This is a genomic window from Janthinobacterium sp. 13, from assembly GCF_002749695.1.
GTDB classification, from domain to species: Bacteria; Pseudomonadota; Gammaproteobacteria; order Burkholderiales; family Burkholderiaceae_D; genus Janthinobacterium; species Janthinobacterium kumbetense.
In genome coordinates, this window is record NZ_PEEQ01000001.1 from 4,645,328 (window position 1) to 4,668,433 (window position 23,106).

Below are 23,106 nucleotides of genomic sequence, written 5' to 3' on the forward strand. Positions count from 1 at the left end.
GCATGGCCAGTACAACTTTTACATTACACCGCGACACCTTCGGCAAGCTGGTGATGACGGATGCGGACGGCCAGGTCTTTGAAGGCGTGGCGCCCGTGCGCGCCTTTCCCATCCAGTCGCCCGACGAAGGCATTTCGCTGGTGCTGGGCAATGGCAAGGAAGTGGCGTGGATCGACCATGTCGACACCTTGCCCGAGCCAGCGCGCAGCCTGCTGCAGGAAGAGCTGGAAGGGCGCGAATTCATGCCCGAAATCGCGCGCGTGAAAAGCGTCTCCAGTTTCGCCACGCCGTGCACCTGGTACGTCGACACGGACCGGGGCGAGACGCAGTTCGTGCTGAAGGGCGAGGAAGACATCCGCCGCATCGGCGCCGCGTCGCTCTTGATCGCCGATAACCACGGCATCCACTTTTTGATTCGCGACATGTTCAATATCGACAAGACGACGCGCAAGATCCTCGACCGCTTCCTGTAGGTGATGCAACAATCAAAAACGGCGCCTTCACGGCGCCGTTTTTTTTATTGGAAGGCCACCTCGGCAAAACTGCGCAGCTTGCGGCTGTGCAGCCGGTCCACGCCCTGGCGGCGCAGCAGTTCCACGGCGCGGATGCCGATGCGCAGGTGCTGGTCGACGCGTTCGCGGTAGAAGTGATTGGCCATGCCGGGCAGCTTGATTTCGCCGTGCAGCGGCTTGTCGCTGACGCACAGCAGGGTGCCGTACGGGACGCGGAAACGGAAGCCGTTGGCGGCGATCGTCGCGCTTTCCATGTCCAGCGCGATGGCGCGGCTCTGGCTGAAACGACGCTCCGGCGTACGCTGCGGCAGCAGTTCCCAGTTGCGGTTGTCCGTGCTGGCCACGGTCCCCGTGCGCATGATGTGCTTTAAATCATGCCCCGTCAGCTGTGTGATTTCCGCCACGGCCGTTTGCAGCGCCTGCTGGATTTCCGCCAGCGGCGGGATCGGCACCCATAGCGGCAAGTCTTCGTCGAGCACATGGTCTTCGCGCACATACGCATGCGCCAGCACGTAGTCGCCCAGGCTTTGCGTGGTGCGCAGGCCGGCGCAATGGCCCAGCATCAGCCAGGCGTGCGGGCGCAGCACGGCGATATGGTCGGTGATGGTCTTCGCATTCGCCGGTCCCACGCCGATATTGACCATGGTGATGCCGCTGCCGTCCGCGCGCAGCAGGTGGTAGGCGGGCATCTGTGGCAGGCGCGGCGGCGCGGCGCCCAGCGCATCCTCGCTTTCCACCGTCTGTCCCACGCGGCGCGTGACCACGTTGCCCGGTTCGACGAAGGCGACGTAGCCGTCGTCGTCCGAGGGCGCGGCGGCGTCGGGGGCGCGGTCCATCAGGGCGTGGCCCAGGCGGATGAATTCATCGATGTAGAACTGGTAATTGGTAAACAGGACGAAGTTCTGGAAATGCTGCGGCGAGGTGCCGCTGTAGTGGCGCAGGCGCTGCAGCGAGTAATCCACGCGCGGCCCCGTGAACAGCGACAGCGGTTGCGCTTCGCCATGCGCCGGTTCGTGCGTGCCGTTGGCGATGCCGTCGTCCATGGCCGACAGGTCGGGCAGGTCGAACAGGTCGCGCATGGCCAGGCGGCGGCCTGCATCCATATTGCCTTCGATATGGTCATGCTCGGCGAACGAAAAATGCACGGGGATGGGCTGGGCGCTCACGCCCACTTCCAGGTGCACCTTCTGGCCACTGTTATGGTTTTTCAGCAGCAGGGTGAACTGGTCGAGGTAATAATCGCCGAACAGGTCGGGGCGCGTCAGGGTGGTTTCAAACACGCCGGGGCCGGCGACAAAACCGTAGGCCAGCGGCGAGTCGGCGCGCGCCACGGTGTCCGTCTGGATGCGCACGAAGGGGTAGCAGGCGCGCACCCGTTCGTGCATGTCTTCGCCGGCGACAAAGCGCTGCAGCGCATCGCGCAAGTGTTCGATGCTGCTGCGGTAAATGGCTTGCACTTGGGCCAAAGCCATGCGTGGATCGTCGAAGCGGGAGGAGGCGATGAAGGGGGGCGTAAGCAAGCGGATTCTCCTTGTAGCGGTTCGTGCATACCATTGTAAGGCAGCGGGGCAACTCTTGTCGGAGCATATGGGGCCGCTTGACGGATTCAAATAGAATCTGTATTCTATTTGAATGGTCAGACTAGCCAAATTCAACGAAAACAACTTCATCGACAGCGCGATCGCCGTCGCCGCCCAGTGCGGCGTGGGCGCCGTCTCGATGGCCGCCATCGCCGTCAAGGCCGGTGCGCCCATCGGCTCCGTGTATCACCGCTTCGATTCGCGCAACGCCATCCTGGCGCGCGCCTGGCTGCGCGTGAAAAGCGACTTCCGCGAGGAAGTGGCCAGCCGCTGGCTCGGCGGCGATACGTGGGCCGGCGTGCACGGCTTGCTGGACTGGTGCCGGCGCAAGCCCGTGTATGCACGCTTCCTGCTGCAATGCGCGGACAGCCCCGATTTCAGCAGTGGCCTCAGCGAGGAATTGCTGGCCGCCGTCGAAGAGGAGCAGGCGGCACTCGATGCCTGCTTTGTCCGCTGCGCCGAAGCCATGCCCGCCACCACGGAGCTTGACCTGGATCACATGCTGCTCAAATTCGTGCTGATCGACGCGCCCGTGGCCGTCGTCAAGCCTTACCTGACCCAGGAGCGGCCGATCCCCGCCAGCGTCGACGCCATGCTGCGCGCCTCGCACGACGCCGTGCGCGGCTGGGCCGCCCACACCACACACTAACCAAGAAGAAAACCATGCGCTATTCCACCCAGCTTGAACACGGCAAGAAAATACCCCTGCACGACGAAGAAGGCTTCATCGGCATGCGCGCGGCCGGCCGCATCGCCGCCGACACGCTCGACTACATCGCGCCCTTCGTCAAGCCTGGCGTCTCGACGGCCAAGCTCGACGCCCTGTGCGAGGAATTCATGCGCGCCGCCGGCGCCATCCCCGGCACCATCGATTACCACGGCTACAAGCACGCCAGCTGCATCTCCGTCAATCACGTGGTCACGCACGGCATCCCGTCCGAGACCAAGATCCTGAAAGTGGGCGACATCCTCAACATCGACGTCACGCCGAAGTTCCAGGGCTGGTTCGGCGACACCAGCCGCACCTTCAAGGTGGGCGCCGTCTCCATCCTGGCCAACCGCCTCGTCAACACGGCGTATGAGGCCATGATGGCCGGCATCCACACCGTGCGTCCGGGCGCCACCCTGGGCGACGTGGGCGCCGCCATCGAGGCGGTGGCCAAGGCGCAGGGTTTTTCCTCCGTGCGCGATTTCTGCGGCCATGGCGTGGGCCAGGTGTTCCACGACACGCCGCAAGTGCTGCACTATGGCCGCGCCGGCACGGGTATCGTGCTCGAACCGGGCATGATCTTCACGATCGAACCGATGCTCAACGTGGGCAGCTACCAGGTCAAGGTCTTGCCCGACAAATGGACGACGGTGACGAAAGACCGTTCGCTGTCGGCGCAGTTCGAGCACTCGCTGGCCGTGACGGAAACGGGTTTCGAGATTTTCACCCTGACCGGCTCGACCGACCCGCTGGTGTAAGCATGGATGACGCGCGCCGGCGGCAGCTCACCGATATCGTCGCCGCGAAAGCGGGCGTGGATGTCGCTTGCGCGGCGCGCCACCTGGCGCTGCACGACGACGACGTGGCGGCCGCGATGCGCGGCATCGACATCGAACGTTTTACGCTCACGCAGCGCCTGCTGAACAAGTACCGGCGCGATCCGGAAGACGCGCTGCAGCACGTGGCGCTGGCCGTGCTGCAGCACGAAGATATCCGCAGCGACAGCGTGCTGCGCCTGGAGCGCATCGCGGCCCTGGCGCCGCCCGTCGCCGGCGTGGTGATGCTGGCCGAGTGGCTGGCCTACGTGGACTGGGAAGGCTTCGACAGCGCCCTGTACGCGAATATCGATGCGGTGGCGGCGTTCATCGGCGGTGCACTGGACTTGCCCGAGGTGGCCGCCAACCTGCTGCAAGCGCGCGATGCAGACGTGTTTGAAACGCGGCGCCCCGCGCTGGCTGCCGCGGCCCTGCTGTTCATCGAGCGCCACACTACGCAGTTTCCCTGACGGCTGGCGCTTTGCCGCCGGCGGGCGCGCGTCTTACAATGGCGGCAAGCACTGTTGCCCCATTTTGAAGACTTCCGCATGAGCGATTTTCCCGAAGATATCTACACCGAGCCGTCCGCCGACGTGCATACCCTGAACAACCTGGGCCCCCTGACCGGCATGGCCGGCATCTGGACGGGCACGCGCGGCCTGGACGTCAAGCCGAAGGCCGACGGCCCGCGCAAGCAGGCCTTCGTCGAGCGCATCGAGCTGCAGCCGATCGACCCCGTCACCAACGGCCCGCAACTGTTCTACGGCCTGCGCTACTACATCCACATCACCAAGCCGGACCAGGTCAAAACGTATCATGAGCAGGTGGGCTACTGGCTGTGGGAACCGGCCACGGGCGCCGTGATCCAGACCCTGGCCATCCCGCGCGGCCAGATCGCCATGGCGTCCGGCACGACGACGGCGGACGCCACCAGTTTCGAACTGGTGGCCAAGCGCGATTCGACGGCGTACGGCATCTGCTCGAACCCCTTCCTCGAACACGCGTTCACCACCGTCGAATACCGCATCAAGGTCGATATCCACGCCGACGGCACCTGGGGCTACGACGAGGACACGGTCATGTTGATCCGCGGCAAGGACGAGCCGTTCCACCACACGGACCGCAACCTGCTGACCAAGGTCGGCGAGCCGACGCCGAACCCGATGGCCCTGCAGGCGCTGGCCGCAACCGCCTAAGGTTTTCCTTGCGCCACCGCCTTGACCGCGCGCTCCTCGCCCATGGCGGCGGCGATCTTCCAGCGCTGCATGGCGCTGGCGCGGTCCGGGCGTTTCAGGCCCGCGCCTTCCCAGTCCATCAGGCCCAGGTTGTAGATGTCGCCCGCGCTGCCCTTGTCGGCGGCCAGGGTGAACCATTTGCGCGCTTCCTTGTGGTTGACGGGAATCTGGTAGCCGCGCACGTGGTACAGGCCCAATAAGTGCATGGCTTGCGCATTGCCCTTGTTCGCGGCCTGTTTCAGCAGGTCCAGGCCGCGCGCCATGTTGCGCGGCTCTTGCCAGCCTTCGGCCAGCATCACGCCCTTCGCCGTCAGCGCATAGCTGTCGTTCTTTACCAGGCCCTTGCCGATCAGGGGCTTGGCGGCCACCTGGCGCGCTTCGCGCTGCTGCGCCGTTGGCGCGGTGATAGGGCCGGGCTTGCCTTCGCCCATCAGCAGCATCCAGCCATACAGGCCGTACGCGCCCGCGTCGCCCTTGCCGACCAGGCTTTCCAGCATGGCCAGCGCCTGCGCCTTGTCGCCATTTTCATACAGCTTGACGGCCTTGGCGCTGCTCGCGTCCTGCGGCACGGCGGCCGGCGCATGGGGCGCGACGGGCGCCGACGCCATGGCCGTTTGCTGTGGCGCGGAAACCGGGTGCACGCGCGTCGGCAAGCCATAGCTGGCGGCCAGCACGGCCAGGCTGGCGGGGGCGAGGATCAGCACTTGCGCCAGCTGGTTGCGGCGGCCCTTGCCGGCGATGCCCATGGCCCGTTCGGCCTGCCGTTCGCCGCCCAGCGCCTCGCTGAGTACCGTCTTGACCTTGCGGTTGAACAGCCAGTAACCGGCGCCCGTGACGAGCAGTCCGGCCACGGCAGCGGCACCGCGGCCGGCGAAGAACCAGGCGGCGATGGCGGCGGCCAGCGCGGCCAGCGCGCTTTTCCACCAGAACTGCTTGGCCAGCCGCGTGTAGACCTGGCGCAGGGCGCCCAGCACGCAGGTGCGCACATTCTGCGCATAGTCGGCGGAGACGACATCGACGTGCGCATGGTCCGCGTCGCCGCTGAGGACGGACTCGATCACGTCCGCATTCAGTTCCGAGGCGGCCACGTCGCGCAGCGGCGTCAATAAGCCCTGGACGTGGGCCGAGAACAGGCCGTCGTCGGCGCTGCCGGCCAGCGCGTCGCTGAGCGCCTTGAGGTCGCCGCGCAGCAGCTTTTCCACGATGTCATCGAGCGTCAGCCAGCGCAAGTCCGTGCCGTACGCCACCAGGTGATGTTTTTCCGCGTTGCACGATGCGTCCAGGCGCACGATGCGCAGCTTGCCGCCATACAAGGCGTCGACTTCCTGCGGCTGGTCTTCATTGTAAATGCTCACTTTCGCCAGGGCCAGGCTGCTGGCGATGGCTGCCAGTGAGTGCACGCTCTCCTTGTCGCGGATGCGGCGCGCGTCGTCCTGCGCCTGCTTGGGCAGGCTGACGCTGTAGCCGGGCGCCACGTGCACGTCGACCCAGGCCGCCTTGCCCACCTTGCCGGAACCGTCGCAGGGGTTGCAGCGCAAGTCGCCCACGCCGCTGCAGGTGCGGCACGTAACCTTGCCGCTGGCGCGGCAGGTGCCGCAATTGATGTTGCCGGAACCGTGGCACGTGTTGCAGCTGACCTTGCCGAAGCTGCAATGGTAGCAAGAGCGATATTCCGTGCGGTATTGCGTGCGCGTTTCGCTGTGGTAGCTGGTGTGCGAGCTGCCGTTGCTGTAGGTGGTAGTGGGCACTTGCACCGTGACGTAATCGGTGACTTGCTCGGACACCGTGCCGCTGCCGCTGCAATACGAGCACGACACCTTGCCGCTGCCGTAGCAGCCATAGGCGTCGCAGCTGACGGTGCGCCCGCCGTGGCAATTCCAGCACGTTTCCGTCGTCGCGCCATAACAGGTGTGGCAGCCGATGCGGCCGCGGCCGGTGCAGTTGCTGCAGGTATCGAGGTGCCAGTACTTGACGGCGTGCGGCAGGTAGACGCCCGCCTCGACGCCGTTGTAGGCCTGGCCCGCCTGGCGCAAGGCATTGTCGAGCTTGCCCGCCGCGCGGCGCAGCCGTTCCTTTTCCTGCGCGTGAGCGAGTGCTCCCACTTCGTGCGAGCCACAGCGGCAGTCATTGCCCGCCGGCGCGAAATAGCCATTGATGACGCGCTGCTCGAAGCGCGCTTCCAGTGCGTAATTGGCTTGCAGGGAAAAATCCTGCAGCACGTCTTCCTCGCCCAGCGGCGTGATGTCGTGCGGCTCGAAGCGCGTCTTGTCCTGCACCAGGGTGCGCAGCTTGCCCAGCACGGTGGGCATGTCTTCCTTGTCGAGCTTGATGGGCGCAGGCGCCGTCACGGCCGTTGCTGATGCCTGGGGCATGTCCTCGCTGCCTTGGGTATCGGTGGCCGTGTCGGTGCTGGGGTTCATGCGCGTCCTTTTGCTCTCTGGAAAGATGTTTGAATTTTAGCATCCCCATATGACAAGGCGGCTACCCCTGGCTTCCTTTTTCAGCGCAGGCCGCGGCGGAACTGGTCCGGCGTGCCGCCGCCTTGACGGCGAAACATGGCGATGAAGGCCGAGGCCGTGCTGTAGCCCAGTTCCAGCGCGATCGCTTGCACGGTTGCTCCCTGTTCCAGCAGGGGCAGGGCGGCCAGGAAGCGCTGGCGCTGGCGCCATTCGCCGAACGGCATGCCCAGTTCGCGCTGGCAGCGCCGGGCCAGCGTGCGCTCGGTCACATGCAATTGCGCGGCCCACTCGGCCAGTGAGCGGTTACTGCCGGGATCAAGCTGCAGGGCGGCCAGCAGCGCCGCGATGACGGGTTCGTCGCTGCCGGGCAAATAGTTGCGGCTGCAGGGCGCCAGCTGCAACTGGTCGACCAGTACTTGCGCCAGGCGCTGGTCGGCTGCCGTGGCGGGCGTGGTGACGCCCCGTTCGGCAAAGTCGCCGAGGATGGCCTTGAGCAGTGGACTGAGCACCAGCGCGCACGGCTGCGCCGGCAACTGCGCGCACAGGCTGGCGTCGATGTAGGCGGAGTGAAAGGTCACATCCTGGCGGATATAGCCGTCGTGCAAGGTTTCGGGCGGTATCCACACGGCGTACTGGGGCGGCGACAGGTAGCGCTGTCCCGCCACCATGATTTCCATCACGCCCGTGGAACAATACGTGAGCTGGCCCCACGGATGGCTCTGGTAATCGAATTGCTGGTGCGCGTGGTAATCGTCGAGGCGAAAGTACACGGGATAGGGCAGGGTGTCGGAAACGGCGGGAAAGTGCTGGTTGCTGGCCATCGGATCTCCTGTTTTGTCCTGTTCTTTGCATCGTTTGTCCGATATGCATTATATCCATGGAATCGGACCATGCGAAAATGGTGCTCGTTGAATAGTGGAGTTCCTGCATGAAAGCCAAGCATTATCTGTTTCCCGTGATCGCCGTGCTGATCTGGGCCATCAATACCATCGTCAGCAAGATGGCCGTGGGCGTGATCGATCCGGCCGCCATCTCGTTCTACCGCTGGCTGCTGGCCGGCGTGCTGCTGGCGCTCGTGTTTGGCCGCGCCGTGTGGAAGCAGCGTGTCGTGGTGAAACCATATCTTGGGAAACTGTTTGTGCTGGGCATGTTGGGCATGGTCATGTACCAATGCCTCGCCTACATCGCGGCGCAAACGACGACGGCCACCAACATGGGTATCCTCGCATCGCTGATGCCGCTGCTGGCCGTGGGCCTGTCCGTCTTGTTGTTGAAAGAAGCGCCCACCGTGGGCGGCGTGTTTGGCGGTTTCGTGTCGCTGCTGGGGCTCGGCTACTTGCTCAGCCATGGCGACCCGGCCGCCCTGATCGCCCATGGCGCGGCCGTGGGCGACGCCCTGATGCTGCTGGCGTGCCTGTCGTATGCGGGCTATGGCGTGCTGCTCAAGCGCTGGAAGATTCCCCTGAATAACTGGCACTCCCTGCTGATCCAGGTGTGGTGCGCCGTGCCCGTGCTGTTCGTGTATTACCTGAGCCAGTCCGCGCCGCCCGTCACCGGCGCCGGCTTGCCGTTGGTGCTGTTTGCCGGCATTCCCGCGTCCATCATCGCGCCGTTCTTGTGGATGCATGGCCTGGCCAAGCTGGGCCCGAGCCGCGCCACCACTTTGATGAATCTGCTGCCCGTGTTTACGGTAGTCATCGCCATGCTGTTCCTCGGTGAAACCTTGCACAGCTACGATGTGATCGGCGGCGGCGTGACCCTGCTGGGCGTGGTGATGGTGCAGTACCTGAAACGCCCATTGAAGCGCGCACAAGCGTAGTATTTTTGCTATGCTGATGTTTTGCACAAGGAGGCGGCATGCACAGCATCGATACCCTCGATACCCTGTTAAGCGAACTGGAAGCATTCGGTAACACCAATGACGCGGCGCATACGGAGCGTGCCAGCCGCATGCTCAATATCACGCGCGATACGGGCGAATTGCTGGCCGTGCTGGTGCACGCGCGCGGTGCGCGGCGGGTGCTGGAAATCGGCACCTCGAACGGCTATTCCACCCTGTGGCTGGCGCGCGCGGTACAGCCGCTGGGCGGCAGCGTGGTGACGGTGGAAAAGGCGCAGGACAAGTTCGACATGGCGCATGCCAACTTTGTGCGCGCGCAACTGCAAGGCGTGATTGGCCAGTTGCTGGCGGACGCGGGCGACGTGCTGCGCGATGCGGCTGACGGTGCCTACGATTTCATCTTCCTCGATTCCGCGCGCCAGCAATATGAGTCCTGGTGGCCGCAGCTGGACCGCGTGCTGGCGGCGGGCGGCGTGCTGGTGGTCGACAACGCCAGTTCGCACTACGCGGACATGGCCGGTTTTATCGACGCCATCCGCGCCGACAGCCGCTACACGGCGTGCCTGGCGACGGTCGGCAAGGGCGAATTCATCGCCGTCAAGGCGGGCAACTGATTATTCGGCAACGATAGCCGCTTCCAGCACGCGCACCAGCGATTCGACGCCTTGCGCGTCGACGTCGTCGAAGCGGCAGACCAGCGGGCTGTCGAGGTCGAACACGCCGATGATTTGACCCTGCGCAAACAAGGGCACCACCAGTTCCGAGCGGGAATTGACGTCGCAGGCGATGTGGCCAGGAAACGCGTGCACATCTTGCACAACGATCGATTTGCCTTCGACCACGGTGGTGCCGCACACGCCGCGGCCCTTCTTGATGCGGATGCAGGCTGGCTTGCCCTGGAACGGTCCCAGCACCAGTTCCTCGCCTTTCAGGAAGTAAAAGCCGGCCCAGTTGAGGCCCGGCATCGTGTTGAAGACCAGCGAACTGAAGTTGGCCGTATTGGCGATAAAATCGCTCTCGCCGGCCAGCAAGCCTTGCAGCTGCGAGCGCAGGTCCGCATACATGGCGTGCTTGGCTGCGGGGGTATCGGTGCCGTAGGCGGCGTCGCTGATGGTAAACGTCATGGTCGTGGTGGCGCTGAAAAATGGGGAAGGCGCCATGGTAGCGTGTCTGGCGCATCCGTGCGCGGCCTTCACTTTTTCAAATGTTCTTGCGCCAGCTGGCGCAGCAGGGGCAGGGCCGCATGGCCGTGGTCTTCCCGCCAGGCCAGGCCGATGCCGGCCGCCAATTCCTCACCTTCCACCAATGGCCGGTAGACCACGCCAGCCAGGCGCAGCGCGCGGAACGAGTCGGCCAGCAGGGCCATGCCCTTGCCGGCCGCCACGTCGCCGAGCAGCACATGGTGGTCGGGCGCTTCGCGCAGGAAGACGGGCGCGAAACCATGCCGGCGGAAAACTATCTGGCAATGGTCGAAGAAGGCGGGCTGGCGCGCCCGTTCGAACCAGTAGACGGATTCCTGGGCGATGTCAAACAGGCTGAGCTTGCGCTTTTTCGCCAGCCGGTGCCCGGCGGGCAGGGCCAGCATCATGGGTTGGTGCGCCAGCGGCTGCACGGCCAGCTCGAAGGTGGCGCTGGGCAAGGCCAGCAGGGCCGCATCGAGCTGGCCCTTGCGCACGCCGGCTACCAGGCGCGGCGAGGGAGCGGACGTCAGTTCCAGGCTGATACTGCCCAGTTGCCCTTCCAGCGCTGCCAGCAAGGGCCGGAACAGGCCGGCCGCCACGGAACTGGTCAAGCCCAGGCGCAGGCGCGCGGGCGCGCTGTCTTGCCGCAGCGACGTTTGCGCAATATCAAGCAAATCGAGGATGTGCAGCGCCTGCGGCAACAAGGTATGCCCCGCCTGCGTCAAGGCCACGCCCTGCGTGTCGCGCTCGAACAATCGCGCGCCCAGCCGCTCTTCCAGCGTCTTGATGGCGCGCGACAGGGGCGGCTGGGTCATGTGCAATTGCTCCGCCGCCTGGCGGAAGTTCAGGCAGCGGGCGACGGCGCAAAACAGGGTCAAGGCATGGGTATCGAGGGCTCTCATACCAGAAAGGTATCACGAAATCGCCCATTCCCCCGCCGGCCGGCACGGCCTAGACTGGCTGCATCGAGTCAACACGTGAGGAGAGCAGCATGCAACAACGACGCATCGGCAATAGCGGCTTGACCAGCTCGGCACTGGGCCTGGGCTGCATGGGCATGTCGGAATTTTATGGCGCCACGGACGAGGCGCAATCGCTGGCCACCCTGGAAGCGGCCTTGGCGGCGGGCGTGACCCTGTTCGACACGGCCGACGCCTACGGCTTTGGCCACAACGAGCAATTGCTGGGACGATTTCTGGGCAACCATCGCGGCCAGGCCCTGGTCGCCACCAAGTGCGGCCTGGCGCGCGAGGCGGGCAGTTATGCGCGCCGCGTCGACAATTCCCCCGCCTACATCCGCCAGGCGTGCGAAGCGTCGCTGGCGCGCCTGGGCGTGGATGCCATCGACCTGTTCTACCTGCACCGCCTGAACCTGGAGACGCCGCTGGAGGAATCGATGGGTGCGCTGGCGCAGCTGCTGCAAGAGGGCAAGATCCGCGCCGTGGGCCTGTGCGAAGTGAGCGCCGCCACCTTGCGGCGCGCGGCGGCGCTTTGCCCCGTGGCGGCCGTGCAGAGCGAATACTCGCTGTGGACGCGCGAACCGGAGCAGGGCGTGCTGGCCGCCTGCCGCGACGTGGGCGCCAGCTTCTTTGCCTACAGCCCGCTGGGGCGCGGTTTCCTGACGGGCGCCATCGCCGATGCGGCCAGTCTCGACGCGGGAGATTTCCGCCAGTTCAATCCCCGTTTTTCATCCGACAACCTGGCGCGCAACCAGGCCATCGTCGCGCAGGTCCGGGACCTCGCGCGCGCAAAAGGCTGCACGCCGGCCCAGTTGGCGCTGGCCTGGCTGCTGGCGCAAGGGGACGACCTCATTCCCATCCCCGGCACCAAGCGCATCGCGTATTTGCACGACAACCTGGGCGCGCTGGCCGTGCGGCTGGACGGCGTGGAACTGGCGGCGATGAATGCCGCCTTTCCCTTGGGCATGGCGGCGGGCGCGCGTTACACGGAGGAAGGCATGAAGGGCGTGAATGCCTGAAAAAGATGGCGCAGTGTACGCCAGCGTACCTAACTGACACTTTCCTTGCGGGATAATCGCCGGCGATCTGCTAGCATTTGGCAGTGACTGCATGGTGTGTGTTGCACTGTGTTCAACGCTCAGGTATCCGATGAGGTGGATGTTGTTAGATGACGATATTTTCGATATAGAACTGAAATTGTTGCTTGAGGGAATCTTGTTGAGATATCAGCACGATTTCCGCGATTATTCGGTGGCGTCGCTGCGCCGGCGCATGCGCCAGGCCATGGAGCGCTTCGGCTGCGCCAGCCTGTCGCAGTTGCAGGACCGCATCTTGCACGAGCCGGCCATGTTCGCGCAGATGCTGCAGTTTTTCACGGTGCAAGTGAGCGAGATGTTCCGCGATCCTGCATATTTTCGCGCCTTGCGCGAAAAAGTCGTGCCCATCCTGCATACCTATCCTTCCATCAAGATCTGGGTGGCTGGCTGCAGCAGCGGGGAAGAGGTGTGGTCGCTGGCCATCTTGCTGGAAGAGGAAGGCTTGCTTGAACGCAGCATGATTTACGCGACCGACATCAATGTGGAAGCGCTGGCCGCCGCCGAAGCGGGCATTTATCCGATCGAGCGCATCGCCCAGTTCAGCGAGAATTACCAGTTGGCGGGCGGCAAGCGCTCGCTGTCCGACTATTACACGGCGGCCTACAAGGGCGCCATCTTTGAGCGGCGCTTGCGGCGCCAGTTCGTCTTCGCCGACCACAGCCTGGCGACGGACAGCGTGTTTTCGGAGGTGCACATGGTTTCCTGCCGTAACGTCATGATTTATTTCAATAAAGACTTGCAAGACCGCAGCCTGGGCCTGTTCCACGAAGCGCTGGTGAACCGGGGCTTCCTGGGCCTGGGCATGAAGGAAAGCCTGCATTTCAGCCGCCATGCGGCCAGCTTCAACGAGCTGAGCCCGGCTGAACGCATCTTCCAGCGTGCCTGACATGTTGCCGACCTGCGACGTCGCGCCGCCGCCCGCCGGCCTGCGCTTGATCGCCATCGGCGCCTCGGCCGGCGGCGTGGAAGCGCTGGGCATCGTGCTGCGCGCCTTGCCCGCCACCTGCCGCGCGGCCGTGGTGGTGGTGCTGCACCTGGCGCCGGGCCGCTCGAGCCAGTTGCCGCAGCTGTATGCGGAACGTTGCCAGCTGCCCTTGCGCGAAGCGCAGGACAAGGAACCCTTGCAGGGCGGCACCGTGTATTTCGCGCCGCCCGATTACCATTTGCAAGTCGAACCCGATGGCAGCTTTTCCCTGTCGCAGGAAGCGCCCGTGTATTTTTCGCGTCCATCCATCGATGTCTTGCTGGAAACAGCCGCGTACGCCTACCGGCGCGCCATGCTGGCCATCATCCTGACGGGCGCCTCGGCCGACGGCGCGGCGGGCCTGGCGCGCGTGCGGCAGCTGGGCGGTAGTGCCTGGGTGCAAGACCCGCAGTTGGCCAGTTGTGGCATCATGCCGGCCGCCGCGCTCAAGCGGGCCGGCGCCGACCGCGTGCTCGATTTGCCGCAGATGGCTGCCAGCCTGGCCTTGCTCGGCGATGGTGAACACAAGTGAATGGGAATGGTGTAGTGCGTGTAATATATGTGAGAATTGAAACAATGTTTATGTCCATATCGAAACACGATGGCATCTTGCCGTTGCGATGCCTGAAGATGATTCCGTGACCGCCCCTATCCATATCCTCGTCGTTGACGACATCGCGCAAAACCTGGTCGCCGCCGAAGCCGTGCTGGCGCGGCCCGGTATTGTCATCCTGAAGGCCGGCTCGGGCGCCGAGGCGCTGGAATTACTGTTGACGCATGACGTGGCGCTGGCCCTGATCGACGTGCAGATGCCGCAGATGGATGGTTTCGAGCTGGCCGAGCTGATACGCGGCAGCGAGCGCACGCGCAGCATTCCCTTGATTTTTCTCACGGCCGCGTCGCGCGAACCGAGCTACAGTTTCCGTGGCTACGAGGCGGGCGCCGTCGATTTCCTGTACAAACCCATCGACGTGAAAGCCTTGCAAAGCAAGGTGGCCGTGCTGGTCCAGCTGTACCAGCAGAAACGCGAGTTGTCGGCCCAGCTCGACGAGCTCAAGCATGCGCTGCACCTGAATGAACTGTTCACGGCCGTGCTGGGCCACGACTTGCGCACGCCCCTGTCGGTGGTGATGAACGGCGCCATGCTGTTGCCGATGATGAGCGACCACCCGAAGGTGATCGTCACGGCGCAGCGCATCGAAAGCAGCGCCAAACGCATGGCGCGCATGGTCGACCAGTTGCTGGACCTGGCGCGCATCCGTTCCGGCACGATGGAGTTGCGCAGCAGCACGCACGATTACCTGGCGCTGGCGCGCGCCATCGTCGAGGAATTCGAGACGGCCGGCCAGGCGCCCCTTGTCGAGCTCAGCAGTGTTGGCGAGCTGCACGGGCAATGCGACGCGGGCTTGCTGTCGCAAGTCATCTCGAATCTGCTATGCAACGCCCTCACGCATGGCGAGGCGGGCGCGCCGGTGCAGCTGGCCCTCGACGGACGCGACGCCGACAGCATTGAATTGCGCATCGCCAATCGCGGCGTCATTCCCGCCGCCTTGCTGCCGACCCTGTTCGAGCCGTTCCAGCAGGCGGGCGAAAAGCGCAGGACGGGGCAGGGCCTGGGGCTGGGCCTGTACACGGTGAACATGTTCGTCAAGGCCCATGGCGGCACGGTCGAGCTCAGTTCGACGGACGCGCAGGGCACGCTGGCGACGGTGCGCATCCCGCGCCAGTGCCAGGTGCGCGTGCAAGCGGGATTGGCCACATGAGCGCGCCAGCCTGGCCGCGCGGCGGCGGCAGCATGGGCGAGCTGGTGCGCCAGCGCGACTGGTCCGCCACCAGCCTGGGCGCCCTCGATGGCTGGCCCGCCAATTTGCGCACCAGCGTCGACATCGTCCTCAATTCGCCGATGGCGATGGTGCTGATGTGGGGCCCGCAGCATGTGATGATTTACAACGACGACTACATCCAGATCGCCGGGGCGCGCCATCCGGCGGCGCTGGGCGGTACGGTGCCGGCCGTCTGGCCCGAAATCTGGGACTGGAACGCGCGCATCCTCGACGCGGGATTGCGCGGCGAGACGCAGGTGCACCGCGAATGCTGCCTGCCGCTGTTGCGCGGCGGACAGCACGCGGATGTCTGCTTCGACCTGTTTTACACGCCCGTGCATGGCGCCGGCGGCCAGGTCGATGGCGTGCTGTGCACGGCGCTGGAATTGACGGCGCGCATGGAGGAGGGGCGCCAGCTGAAACTGGCCACGGCCGAACTGGGCGAGCTCAATACCACCTTGCAAGCCGAGAGCGAGGCCGTGCGCGCGGCCAACCGCCGCCTGGGCGAGGAACGCGCGCTGCTGCGCGCCCTGTTCCAGCAGGCGCCCAGCTTCATGGCCATGTTGCGCGGGCCGCAGCACGTGTTCGAATTGGCGAATGAACATTATCTGCGCCTGGTCGGACGCCCCGAACTTGAGCTGCTGGGCAAGACAGTCGAAGTGGCCTTGCCCGAAGTCAAGGCGCAAGGTTTCATCGCGCTGCTCGACCAGGTCTACCGCACGGGCGAACCTTACGAAGGGCGCCAGGTCAAAGTGGATTTGCAGACGGCGGACGGGCAGACGGGCCAGCGCCACATCGATTTCGTCTACCAGCCCATCAAGGATGACGAGGGCGCGGTCACGGGCATCCTCGTCGAAGGCATTGATGTCACCGAGCGCATGGAAGGCGAGGAGCGGTTGCGCCTGGCCCAGCAGGCGGGCGGCATCGGCACCTTCGAGTGGTTCCCCGAGACGGGCGCGATGCTGGTGTCGCCCACCTTCCGCCGCCTGTGGGGCATTGCCGACGAGACGGAAGTGACGGAGCGCCTGCTGGTGAGCCTGGTCGATGCGCGCGACCAGCAAAAGGTCGGACCCAGCAAGCTGGATTTGGCGCCCAATCCCCTCGAATACGTGGAATACCGCATCCGCCGTCCCGCCGATGGCGCGCTGCGCTGGATCGCGCGCCAGGGCGAGGTAGTGGCCGGCCGCGTGCCGGGCCAGCGCCGCTACGTGGGCGTGTCGTTCGACGTGACGGAGCGGCGCCAGATCGAGGATGAACTCAACGCCAGCCAGGAGCGCATGGCGGCCATTTTCGGGCAGGCTTCCGTGGGCTTGTCCGAGCTGGGCCTCGATGGTCGTTTCCAGCGTGTCAACGGCGCCCTGTGCCGCATGCTGGGACGTTCCGCCGAAGAACTGCTGAGCCTAAACATGAACGACATCATGCATCCGGCGGACGTGCCTGGCAACGGCGTGCTGTTCCAGCGCCTGGTGGAAACGGGCGAATCGTTCTCGCTGGAAAAGCGCTACCTGAAGCCAGATGGCTCGCAAGTGTGGGTGTCGAGCAATGTCAGCCGCCTGGTCGATGAGCAGGGTCATACGCGTTCCTTGATCGCCGTCAAGACGGACATCACGGACCGGCGCCGCGTGGAAAAAGCGCTGCATGAATTGAACGAAACGCTGGAACACCGGGTCGAACAGGAAGTGAACGAGCGCACCAAGGCCGAAGACGCTTTGCGCCAGGCGCAAAAGATGGAAGCCGTGGGCCAGTTGACGGGCGGCATCGCACACGACTTTAATAATGTGCTGCAAATCATTTCCGGTAATTTGCATTTGTTGCAGCACCTGGCGGGCACGGATGGCCTCATGCGCCAGCGCCTGGACACGGCGATCGCCGCCGTCGAGCGGGGTGCCAAGCTGTCGTCGCACCTGCTGGCGTTTGCGCGGCGCCAGCCCTTGCAACCGGTGGTGGCCGACCTGACGCGCGTGGTGCGCAACATGGATGCGTTGCTGCGGCGCGCCCTGGGCGAAGCGATCGACATCGTGCTGGTGGGCGGCGGCGGACTGTGGAATACCCTGGTCGACCGCAGCCAGATCGAGAACGTCATCCTCAACCTGGCCATCAATGCGCGCGACGCCATGGATGGCGTGGGCAAGCTGACCATCGAACTGGGCAACGTCGTGCTCGACGAACAGTATGTGCACAACCTGGTCGACGTGCCGGCGGGCCAGTACGTGATGCTGTCGGTGACCGATACGGGCCGCGGCATGAGCGGGCCCGTGCTGCAGCGCGCCTTCGAACCGTTCTTCACGACCAAGCCGGAAGGCGCGGGCACGGGCCTGGGCCTGTCGATGGCGTACGGCTTCGTCACGCAAAGCCGTGGCCATATCCGCATCTACAGTGAACCTGGCGTGGGCACGGGAGTCAAAATCTATTTGCCCCGATCCCTGATGGCCGAAGCGGACGAGGAACTGGAATTGAGCGGCGTCGTCACGGGCGGCACGGAAACGGTGCTGGTGGTGGAGGACGACGTGGGCGTGCGCACCACCGTGGTCGACATGCTGGGCGCGCTCGGCTACAAGGTGCTCAAGGCCGAGGATGGCGAAAGCGCGCTGGCCGTGCTGCACAGCGGTGCGCAGATCGATGTGCTGTTTACGGACGTGATCATGCCCGGTCCCGTCAGCAGCACGGAGATGGCGCGCCAGGCGCGCGAGCTGCAGCCCGATATCGCCGTCTTGTTTACCTCGGGCTATGCGCAGGATGTCATCGTGCACGAAGGCCGGCTCGATGCGGGGGTGGAATTGCTCAGCAAGCCATACCGGCGCGAAGAGCTGGCGCGCAAGCTGCGCCATGTGCTGGCCAACCGCCAGCAGCAAATGCGCGCGCGCCAGTTCGAACGGTCCGGCGCACCCGTGGCCGGCACGCTGGCAAGCGGCAGCACGGCGGCCAGCGTGCTGGGAGGCGGCACACCGGGGCTGGACTTGACGGGCCATGCTTTGGTGCCGCAGGGGGACATGCCGACTTCGATGAAGATACTCGTGGTGGAAGACAATCTCGATTCCCAGCTGATGGTGTGCGAGCTGGTGGGCATGCTGGGCCACACGGTCAGCGGCGTGTCCGATGGCGAGGCGGCGTGGGAGTTGCTCAACGAGCAAGACTTCGATATCCTGTTTACGGATGTCAGCCTGCCCGGCATGTCCGGCATCGCGCTGGCACGCATGGTGCTGCGCGATAAACCGGACATGCGCATCATCTTTTCCACCGGCTATGGCAAGGAATCGATGGATGAGCTGGGCTTTTCCGCCAGCGTCTTGCGCAAGCCCTATGATTTGATGGAGTTGCAAGCGGCACTCGACCAACCCTGACGGGCATGCGCCGGCATGGCCAGCCTGTCCCACCCTGCAGAGGTAAGGCATGACTCCTGAACTGACGATGCTGGCCTGTACCCTCGTGCTGGCGCTGGTGCAAATTTTGCTGCCCGCACTGTTTCGCACGCGCGAGACGGGCACGGCGTATAACGTGAGCGCGCGCGACGGCGAAGGCCCGCCCGTGGGCAAGATCACGGGCCGCTTGCAGCGGGCCCAGGCGAACCTGTTCGAAACCCTGCCCCTGTTCGCCGCCGCCGTGCTGATCGCCCACGTGACGGCGCAGGAAAGCGCGCTGACCCTGTATGGCGCCGCCCTGTACCTGGCCGCGCGCGTGTTGTATTTGCCCCTGTATGCGTTTGGCGTGCCCGTCGTGCGCACGCTCGTGTGGTGCGTATCGATTGCCGGCTTGCTGATGCTGTTCTGGGCCATCCTCTTCGCTTCCTGAATTCCCCGCCGCTGGCGTCCCGCGGCCGCGCGCCCGAGGCGATGCGCGGCAAGTTCCGATGCCGCCGTTCTCCGGCCGCCCTGGCGGCTGGCCGCGTGCGCTGCCTTGCGCACGGCGCGTGCGGCGCCCGCTAAGCTACCTACTACCCGCTAACTGCTGAGTATCTGGTACTTTTGGTGGAAAACTGAAAGTAACTGCGCCACCACGGGCGGGACTCATCCTACATGCGCTCTTGGCATCCTCCTATTTCTTGCACCCCATGCGCGCACTAAGATGACGGTTCCCTTGCCATGCGAGGGGAAAGAATTGCATGGTTTGCACTGTTTCTGATTCCATCGATCAAGGAGATCATCATGGCCACATCGAGCGACAATAAACAGCAAGGTAGTAAAACCAGTAGCAGCAGTAGCGGCGGCAGCAAGCAAAGCGATACCAGCAAACGGGGTTTCGCTTCCATGGACCCCGCCCAGCAGCGCGAAATCGCCAGCGAAGGCGGACGTGCCGCGCATGAAAAGGGCACGGCGCATGAATTCACGTCGGAAGAGGCGCGCCGCGCAGGCAGCCAAAGCCACAAGAACGATGCCAGCCGGCAAAGCGCCTCCAGCTCCAGCGGTACGCGCGACAATGCCAGCATGAACCAGGAGGGCAACCGCGACAGTGGCAACAAGCAAAGCGGCGGCGCAGGGTCGGGTTCGGGGTCCGCGGGGTCGCGCAACAAGTAGCAGCAAGTGGTAATGAGCGGTAGCGGTGACCATGGCCAGCGGCAGGCACGCCGCTGGCCATGGCCGCATCTGTCCGGTCGCCGCAAAATTTTGATGCAATGCAGCAGGCATGGACTATGATGAAATAGCTGCGCTGGCAAGGTGCAATCGCCTGGCAATCGCCGCGCAGTCAACTCGCATTGATGATCAGGGAGAAGATAATGGGCAACGCGAATACGCCGCAACCGGGCAATAGCCAGGGCGGCACGCCATCCACGGCGGGCAGCAAGCAAAGCACGGCCGACTCGGCCGAAAACTTTGTACTGGTCGATAGCGAGCAAGGCCTCGATATCGGCGACGATCTGTTTTCCATCGGCGAAGTGCGGCGCGCCGACCGCTTGCCGCATCACCAGTCCGGCTCCGCCGGGCAAAGCCGGCAGAGCGCCGACGATGCGCCCGACACCACGGGCAGTACGGGCGTCTGAGCTTCCCTTCCTGACTGTCTGATAATTTCCGCAGGGCCAGCCGCCGGGCGTGTTCGCGCACGGCGGCTGGCCGTTTCCCCTTGCGCGTGGACAATGTCGCCTGCTTGCCGCCGGGGGTGAGACTGGCGACCCGGCTACAGGTCGACCCGTCCGTGTTCGCCCAGATCCTTTGGCGGTTCGCCCGTGATGGCGGCCTTGGCCATTTCATAGAATTGCATCATCTTGCTGGCGCTGCTATCCCAGTATTCGGCTGACTGTATCGTTACCTTGATCAGCGACAGCTTCGGATCGTCGAGTCCGCCCGGAAACCAGGCTTTTAGCAGCGGGTTCCACAATTCTTCCGCCTTGGCGCGGTCCTTCAGCAACTGCGCGTGACCGCAGACGGATACATACAGGCTGTCGCCCGTGTCGACAAAGCTGACGTTGACTTGTGGATTGTTCAGCAAGTCGCGCGTGTAGGCGGCTTCGTCCGAGACAAAGAACCAGATGTGCCCTTCGCTGTCCACCTGCTGCTGCGTCAGTGGCCGGCTGGTGAGAGTGCGCATGTCATCGCTGGTGGTCAGCATGCCGAATTTGACGTCCTTGATCCTGGCCGCGATGCTGGCCAGTTGTTCGCTGGAATATGCTTGCATGGGTGCTCCCTTGATGGTTGTCCTGAACAACAGCATAGGCGGGCGCGGCAGGCGGCTCTGTACGGCAGCTTACGTAGTGGCGACTGCCTGCCTCGCGCCATGTTTCAAAGCTGTTACAAAACGCTGGCCCGGCGGGGCGCCCCATGTATTGACTTAATAAATGATAATCATTATCATTTGTTTGAAAATGAGGCATGAACTTTGATTGAAGGATGGGAATGAAGCACACTGACTTGTCGCGCCACCTGGCCCGCTCCTTGCCGGGAGCGCTCGATGGGTAATGCGGGCGCAGCAGACAAGGCCAAGAACAACGCCAGCCGCGCCGTCTGGCTGAAGAACTTGCATCAATGGCACTGGATCAGCTCAGCGCTTTGCCTGCTGGGCATGTTTCTGTTCGCCATTACCGGCATCACCTTGAACCACGCCGGCCAGATCGAAGCCAAGCCGGCGATCACGCGCCAGAAGGCGGCGTTGCCGGCACCCCTCGTCACGCAACTGGCCGCGTATGCCGCCAAGCACGATGGCGCCAATGCGCCCATGCCGGCCGACGCCGAAGCCTGGCTCAAGCAGCAGTGGTCGCTCAATGCGGGCGGCCGTCCCGCCGAATGGTCGATCGACGAAGTCTACCTGCCGCTGCCGAGGGCGGGTGGCGACGCCTGGGTGCGCATCGGCCTGGAAGACGGGGCCGCCGAATACGAATTAACGGACCGGGGCTGGGTCTCCTGGCTCAACGATGTCCACAAGGGCCGCAACACGGGCGTGGCCTGGAGCTGGTTCATCGACATCTTTGCCGGCGCCTGCATCGTGTTTTGCCTGACGGGCTTATTGATTTTGAAGTTCCACGCGGCCAACCGGCCATTTACCTGGCCGATGGTTGGCCTCGGTATCTTGATACCCTGCGCGATCGCCTTGCTGTTTATTCACTGATCGTTTTTACTCTTACTTTTTTACAGGCACACCATGAAATTACGCTACACCCTGGCGCTTGGCCTTCCCCTGATCGGTACGTCGGCGATGGCGGCCGACCTGTCCCTCAAGCTTGAACTCCCGCAATTGAACGTGGCGGAATACCACCGTCCCTACGTGGCGGCGTGGCTGGAAACGGCGGACCAGAAGGTGGTTGGCAACCTGGCCGTGCTGTACGACGTGAAAAAGAAAGACAAGGCCGGCGAGAAGTGGCTGAAGGACATGCGCCAATGGTGGCGCAAGAGCGGCCGTGACCTGGCCATGCCCGTGGACGGCGTCAGCGGCGCCACGCGTGCGCCGGGCGAACATACCTTGACCTTCCCTGGCGCCAAGGCCTTGCTTGACAAGTTGCCGGCCGGCGAATACCAGGTGGTGGTGGAAGCGGCGCGCGAAGCGGGCGGACGCGAACTGGTGCGCGTGCCGTTCCAGTGGCCGCTGAAATCGGCCCAGTCCGTGCCTGCCAAAGGCAAGGAAGAACTCGGTAATGTCGTCGTCCAACTCAAACCATAAGGCGCACCCCATGTTCAAGCAATTCAACAAACCCCTGATCGCCCTGGCCCTGGCTGGCCTGGCCATGAACGCCCACGCCCACCGCGGCTGGATGGTGCCATCGAGCACGATGGTGGAAAGCAAGGACGCCTGGGTGACGGTGGATGCCGCCGTCTCCGACGGCCTGTTCGAGATCGACCACCAGCCGCTGCGGCTGGATGCGCTGCAAGTCATCGGCCCGGACGGTGCCAAGGTCGCGCCAGCAAATACGCTGACGGGCCGTTTGCGCAGCGTCTTCGACGTGAAAATGGAAAAGCCGGGCACGTACAAGGCGGCCATCGTGTCGCAAAACGTGATGGGCAGCTACACCGTGAACGGCGAGCAGAAGCGATTCCGCGGCAACGAGGAAACCTTCAAGAAAGACGTGCCGGCCGACGCGAAAGACGTGAAAATCACGCGCACGGCGGCGCGCCTGGAAACTTTCTTCAGCAATGGCGAAACCAGCACGGAAGTATTCAAACCGACGGGCGTGGGCCTGGAATTCGTGCCGGTGACGCACCCGAACGACTTGCGCGCGGGCGAGAAAGCCACCTGGCGTTTCTTGATCGATGGCAAGCCGGCGGCGAACCAGGCGTTCAGCCTGGTGCCAGGCGGCGTGCGCTATCGTGGCGTGCTGGGTGAAATCCGCCAGAGCACGGATGCCAAGGGCGAGATCACGTTCACCGTGCCGGCCGCCGGCATGTATTACCTGAGCAGCACCTGGCCAGCGGCCGCGCCAGCCGTGGCCGGCCAGCCGCCCGTGATGCCGGAGCGCCGCGCCACCTACGCGGCTTCCGTGGAAGTACTGCCGCAGTAAGCGGCGGCACCTTC

Annotated in this window: 24 protein-coding genes; 18 read left to right on the forward strand and 6 right to left on the reverse strand. The window is 64.4% G+C overall.

The annotated features are described in order from the left end of the window. The first annotated feature begins 2 nt into the window (after nt 1-2). The gene (locus CLU94_RS20390) at nt 3-473 is read left to right on the forward strand and encodes a cyanophycin metabolism-associated DUF1854 family protein (protein ID WP_099666965.1); all 471 of its coding nucleotides are present in this window, start codon (nt 3-5) and stop codon (nt 471-473) included. Nucleotides 474-517: 44 nt separating this feature from the next. Here CLU94_RS20390 and CLU94_RS20395 read toward each other — a convergent pair whose 3' ends face one another. Further along, nucleotides 518-2,032, reverse strand: coding sequence for an AMP nucleosidase (locus CLU94_RS20395; RefSeq protein ID WP_099666966.1), 1,515 nt, complete (start codon nt 2,030-2,032; stop codon nt 518-520). A gap of 112 nt (nt 2,033-2,144) precedes the next feature. On the opposite strand from CLU94_RS20395, the gene CLU94_RS20400 reads away from it, so the two are divergent. The 4 genes from CLU94_RS20400 (at nt 2,145) to CLU94_RS20415 (ending at nt 4,812) form a co-directional block, all read left to right on the forward strand. Further along, the gene (locus tag CLU94_RS20400; RefSeq protein ID WP_034783384.1) at nt 2,145-2,741 is read left to right on the forward strand and encodes a TetR/AcrR family transcriptional regulator; all 597 of its coding nucleotides are present in this window, start codon (nt 2,145-2,147) and stop codon (nt 2,739-2,741) included. 14 nt (nt 2,742-2,755) lie between these two features. After that, a complete protein-coding gene (gene map, locus CLU94_RS20405) occupies nt 2,756-3,559 on the forward strand; it encodes a type I methionyl aminopeptidase (protein WP_099666967.1) in 804 nt (267 codons plus the stop codon). A 2-nt stretch (nt 3,560-3,561) separates the two neighbouring features. After that, entirely contained in the window at nt 3,562-4,086 is a 525-nt protein-coding gene (locus CLU94_RS20410) for a hypothetical protein (RefSeq protein WP_099666968.1), read from the forward strand. Between the two features lie 78 nt (nt 4,087-4,164). After that, nucleotides 4,165-4,812, forward strand: a complete 648-nt coding sequence (locus CLU94_RS20415; RefSeq protein WP_099666969.1) for an FABP family protein — start codon at nt 4,165-4,167, stop codon at nt 4,810-4,812. On the opposite strand, the gene CLU94_RS20420 is transcribed toward CLU94_RS20415, so the two are convergent. Beyond that, nucleotides 4,809-7,271: a tetratricopeptide repeat protein gene (locus tag CLU94_RS20420; protein ID WP_099666970.1), complete on the reverse strand. Its 2,463-nt coding sequence runs from the start codon at nt 7,269-7,271 to the stop codon at nt 4,809-4,811. The genes CLU94_RS20415 and CLU94_RS20420 overlap by 4 nt on opposite strands. Before the next feature lie 80 nt (nt 7,272-7,351). Next, nucleotides 7,352-8,131 carry an AraC family transcriptional regulator gene (locus tag CLU94_RS20425; RefSeq protein WP_099666971.1) on the reverse strand — a complete coding sequence of 260 codons (780 nt, stop codon included), beginning with the start codon at nt 8,129-8,131 and terminating at the stop codon, nt 7,352-7,354. A 107-nt stretch (nt 8,132-8,238) separates the two neighbouring features. On the opposite strand from CLU94_RS20425, the gene CLU94_RS20430 reads away from it, so the two are divergent. Beyond that, nucleotides 8,239-9,129, forward strand: a complete 891-nt coding sequence (locus CLU94_RS20430; protein ID WP_099666972.1) for a DMT family transporter — start codon at nt 8,239-8,241, stop codon at nt 9,127-9,129. 38 nt (nt 9,130-9,167) lie between these two features. Further along, the gene (locus CLU94_RS20435; protein ID WP_180278714.1) at nt 9,168-9,764 is read left to right on the forward strand and encodes an O-methyltransferase; all 597 of its coding nucleotides are present in this window, start codon (nt 9,168-9,170) and stop codon (nt 9,762-9,764) included. On the opposite strand, the gene CLU94_RS20440 is transcribed toward CLU94_RS20435, so the two are convergent. Continuing rightward, nucleotides 9,765-10,274: a GAF domain-containing protein gene (locus tag CLU94_RS20440; RefSeq protein ID WP_099668410.1), complete on the reverse strand. Its 510-nt coding sequence runs from the start codon at nt 10,272-10,274 to the stop codon at nt 9,765-9,767. Between the two features lie 68 nt (nt 10,275-10,342). After that, entirely contained in the window at nt 10,343-11,233 is an 891-nt protein-coding gene (locus tag CLU94_RS20445; protein ID WP_257218894.1) for a LysR family transcriptional regulator, read from the reverse strand. Between the two features lie 89 nt (nt 11,234-11,322). On the opposite strand from CLU94_RS20445, the gene CLU94_RS20450 reads away from it, so the two are divergent. The 8 genes from CLU94_RS20450 (at nt 11,323) to CLU94_RS20485 (ending at nt 20,149) form a co-directional block, all read left to right on the forward strand. Continuing rightward, nucleotides 11,323-12,309 carry an aldo/keto reductase gene (locus CLU94_RS20450; protein WP_099666974.1) on the forward strand — a complete coding sequence of 329 codons (987 nt, stop codon included), beginning with the start codon at nt 11,323-11,325 and terminating at the stop codon, nt 12,307-12,309. A gap of 130 nt (nt 12,310-12,439) precedes the next feature. Further along, nucleotides 12,440-13,273, forward strand: coding sequence for a CheR family methyltransferase (locus CLU94_RS20455; RefSeq protein ID WP_034783398.1), 834 nt, complete (start codon nt 12,440-12,442; stop codon nt 13,271-13,273). Nucleotide 13,274: 1 nt separating this feature from the next. After that, a complete protein-coding gene (locus tag CLU94_RS20460) occupies nt 13,275-13,883 on the forward strand; it encodes a chemotaxis protein CheB (RefSeq protein WP_099666975.1) in 609 nt (202 codons plus the stop codon). A gap of 106 nt (nt 13,884-13,989) precedes the next feature. Further along, nucleotides 13,990-15,114, forward strand: coding sequence for a hybrid sensor histidine kinase/response regulator (locus CLU94_RS20465; protein WP_099668411.1), 1,125 nt, complete (start codon nt 13,990-13,992; stop codon nt 15,112-15,114). After that, the gene (locus CLU94_RS20470; protein WP_099666976.1) at nt 15,111-18,515 is read left to right on the forward strand and encodes a hybrid sensor histidine kinase/response regulator; all 3,405 of its coding nucleotides are present in this window, start codon (nt 15,111-15,113) and stop codon (nt 18,513-18,515) included. Before CLU94_RS20465 ends, CLU94_RS20470 begins: the two co-directional genes overlap by 4 nt. Nucleotides 18,516-18,564: 49 nt before the next feature. Then, nucleotides 18,565-18,963: an MAPEG family protein gene (locus CLU94_RS20475; RefSeq protein ID WP_099666977.1), complete on the forward strand. Its 399-nt coding sequence runs from the start codon at nt 18,565-18,567 to the stop codon at nt 18,961-18,963. A 353-nt stretch (nt 18,964-19,316) separates the two neighbouring features. After that, nucleotides 19,317-19,685, forward strand: coding sequence for a KGG domain-containing protein (locus CLU94_RS20480; RefSeq protein WP_099666978.1), 369 nt, complete (start codon nt 19,317-19,319; stop codon nt 19,683-19,685). 200 nt (nt 19,686-19,885) lie between these two features. Then, nucleotides 19,886-20,149 carry a hypothetical protein gene (locus tag CLU94_RS20485; protein ID WP_077407571.1) on the forward strand — a complete coding sequence of 88 codons (264 nt, stop codon included), beginning with the start codon at nt 19,886-19,888 and terminating at the stop codon, nt 20,147-20,149. Nucleotides 20,150-20,283: 134 nt separating this feature from the next. On the opposite strand, the gene CLU94_RS20490 is transcribed toward CLU94_RS20485, so the two are convergent. After that, nucleotides 20,284-20,781, reverse strand: a complete 498-nt coding sequence (locus CLU94_RS20490) for a pyridoxamine 5'-phosphate oxidase family protein (protein ID WP_099666979.1) — start codon at nt 20,779-20,781, stop codon at nt 20,284-20,286. 273 nt (nt 20,782-21,054) lie between these two features. Between CLU94_RS20490 and CLU94_RS20495 the strand changes: the two genes are divergently transcribed. The 3 genes from CLU94_RS20495 to CLU94_RS20505 are packed head-to-tail and all read left to right on the forward strand — an operon-like array spanning nt 21,055 to nt 23,092. After that, nucleotides 21,055-21,708, forward strand: a complete 654-nt coding sequence (locus CLU94_RS20495; RefSeq protein WP_077407567.1) for a PepSY-associated TM helix domain-containing protein — start codon at nt 21,055-21,057, stop codon at nt 21,706-21,708. A gap of 33 nt (nt 21,709-21,741) precedes the next feature. Continuing rightward, nucleotides 21,742-22,257: a DUF2271 domain-containing protein gene (locus CLU94_RS20500; protein ID WP_099666980.1), complete on the forward strand. Its 516-nt coding sequence runs from the start codon at nt 21,742-21,744 to the stop codon at nt 22,255-22,257. A gap of 10 nt (nt 22,258-22,267) precedes the next feature. Further along, nucleotides 22,268-23,092, forward strand: a complete 825-nt coding sequence (locus CLU94_RS20505) for a DUF4198 domain-containing protein (protein WP_099666981.1) — start codon at nt 22,268-22,270, stop codon at nt 23,090-23,092. The last annotated feature ends 14 nt before the right edge of the window (nt 23,093-23,106 follow it).

Bases quoted from the DNA above. Each gene is read 5' to 3' on its own strand.
- map (WP_099666967.1), top strand. From the start codon at position 2,756: ATGCGCTATTCCACCCAGCTTGAACACGGCAAGAAAATACCCCTGCAC.
- CLU94_RS20450 (WP_099666974.1), top strand. From the start codon at position 11,323: ATGCAACAACGACGCATCGGCAATAGCGGCTTGACCAGCTCGGCACTG.
- CLU94_RS20460 (WP_099666975.1), top strand. From the start codon at position 13,275: ATGTTGCCGACCTGCGACGTCGCGCCGCCGCCCGCCGGCCTGCGCTTG.
- CLU94_RS20425 (WP_099666971.1), bottom strand. From the start codon at position 8,131: ATGGCCAGCAACCAGCACTTTCCCGCCGTTTCCGACACCCTGCCCTAT.
- CLU94_RS20410 (WP_099666968.1), top strand. From the start codon at position 3,562: ATGGATGACGCGCGCCGGCGGCAGCTCACCGATATCGTCGCCGCGAAA.
- CLU94_RS20480 (WP_099666978.1), top strand. From the start codon at position 19,317: ATGGCCACATCGAGCGACAATAAACAGCAAGGTAGTAAAACCAGTAGC.
- CLU94_RS20500 (WP_099666980.1), top strand. From the start codon at position 21,742: ATGAAATTACGCTACACCCTGGCGCTTGGCCTTCCCCTGATCGGTACG.
- CLU94_RS20475 (WP_099666977.1), top strand. From the start codon at position 18,565: ATGACTCCTGAACTGACGATGCTGGCCTGTACCCTCGTGCTGGCGCTG.
- CLU94_RS20495 (WP_077407567.1), top strand. From the start codon at position 21,055: ATGGGTAATGCGGGCGCAGCAGACAAGGCCAAGAACAACGCCAGCCGC.
- CLU94_RS20440 (WP_099668410.1), bottom strand. From the start codon at position 10,274: ATGACGTTTACCATCAGCGACGCCGCCTACGGCACCGATACCCCCGCA.
- CLU94_RS20455 (WP_034783398.1), top strand. From the start codon at position 12,440: ATGAGGTGGATGTTGTTAGATGACGATATTTTCGATATAGAACTGAAA.
- CLU94_RS20490 (WP_099666979.1), bottom strand. From the start codon at position 20,781: ATGCAAGCATATTCCAGCGAACAACTGGCCAGCATCGCGGCCAGGATC.
- CLU94_RS20470 (WP_099666976.1), top strand. From the start codon at position 15,111: ATGAGCGCGCCAGCCTGGCCGCGCGGCGGCGGCAGCATGGGCGAGCTG.
- CLU94_RS20415 (WP_099666969.1), top strand. From the start codon at position 4,165: ATGAGCGATTTTCCCGAAGATATCTACACCGAGCCGTCCGCCGACGTG.
- CLU94_RS20435 (WP_180278714.1), top strand. From the start codon at position 9,168: ATGCACAGCATCGATACCCTCGATACCCTGTTAAGCGAACTGGAAGCA.
- CLU94_RS20420 (WP_099666970.1), bottom strand. From the start codon at position 7,271: ATGAACCCCAGCACCGACACGGCCACCGATACCCAAGGCAGCGAGGAC.
- CLU94_RS20400 (WP_034783384.1), top strand. From the start codon at position 2,145: ATGGTCAGACTAGCCAAATTCAACGAAAACAACTTCATCGACAGCGCG.
- CLU94_RS20445 (WP_257218894.1), bottom strand. From the start codon at position 11,233: ATGAGAGCCCTCGATACCCATGCCTTGACCCTGTTTTGCGCCGTCGCC.
- CLU94_RS20505 (WP_099666981.1), top strand. From the start codon at position 22,268: ATGTTCAAGCAATTCAACAAACCCCTGATCGCCCTGGCCCTGGCTGGC.
- CLU94_RS20390 (WP_099666965.1), top strand. From the start codon at position 3: ATGGCCAGTACAACTTTTACATTACACCGCGACACCTTCGGCAAGCTG.
- CLU94_RS20430 (WP_099666972.1), top strand. From the start codon at position 8,239: ATGAAAGCCAAGCATTATCTGTTTCCCGTGATCGCCGTGCTGATCTGG.
- CLU94_RS20485 (WP_077407571.1), top strand. From the start codon at position 19,886: ATGGGCAACGCGAATACGCCGCAACCGGGCAATAGCCAGGGCGGCACG.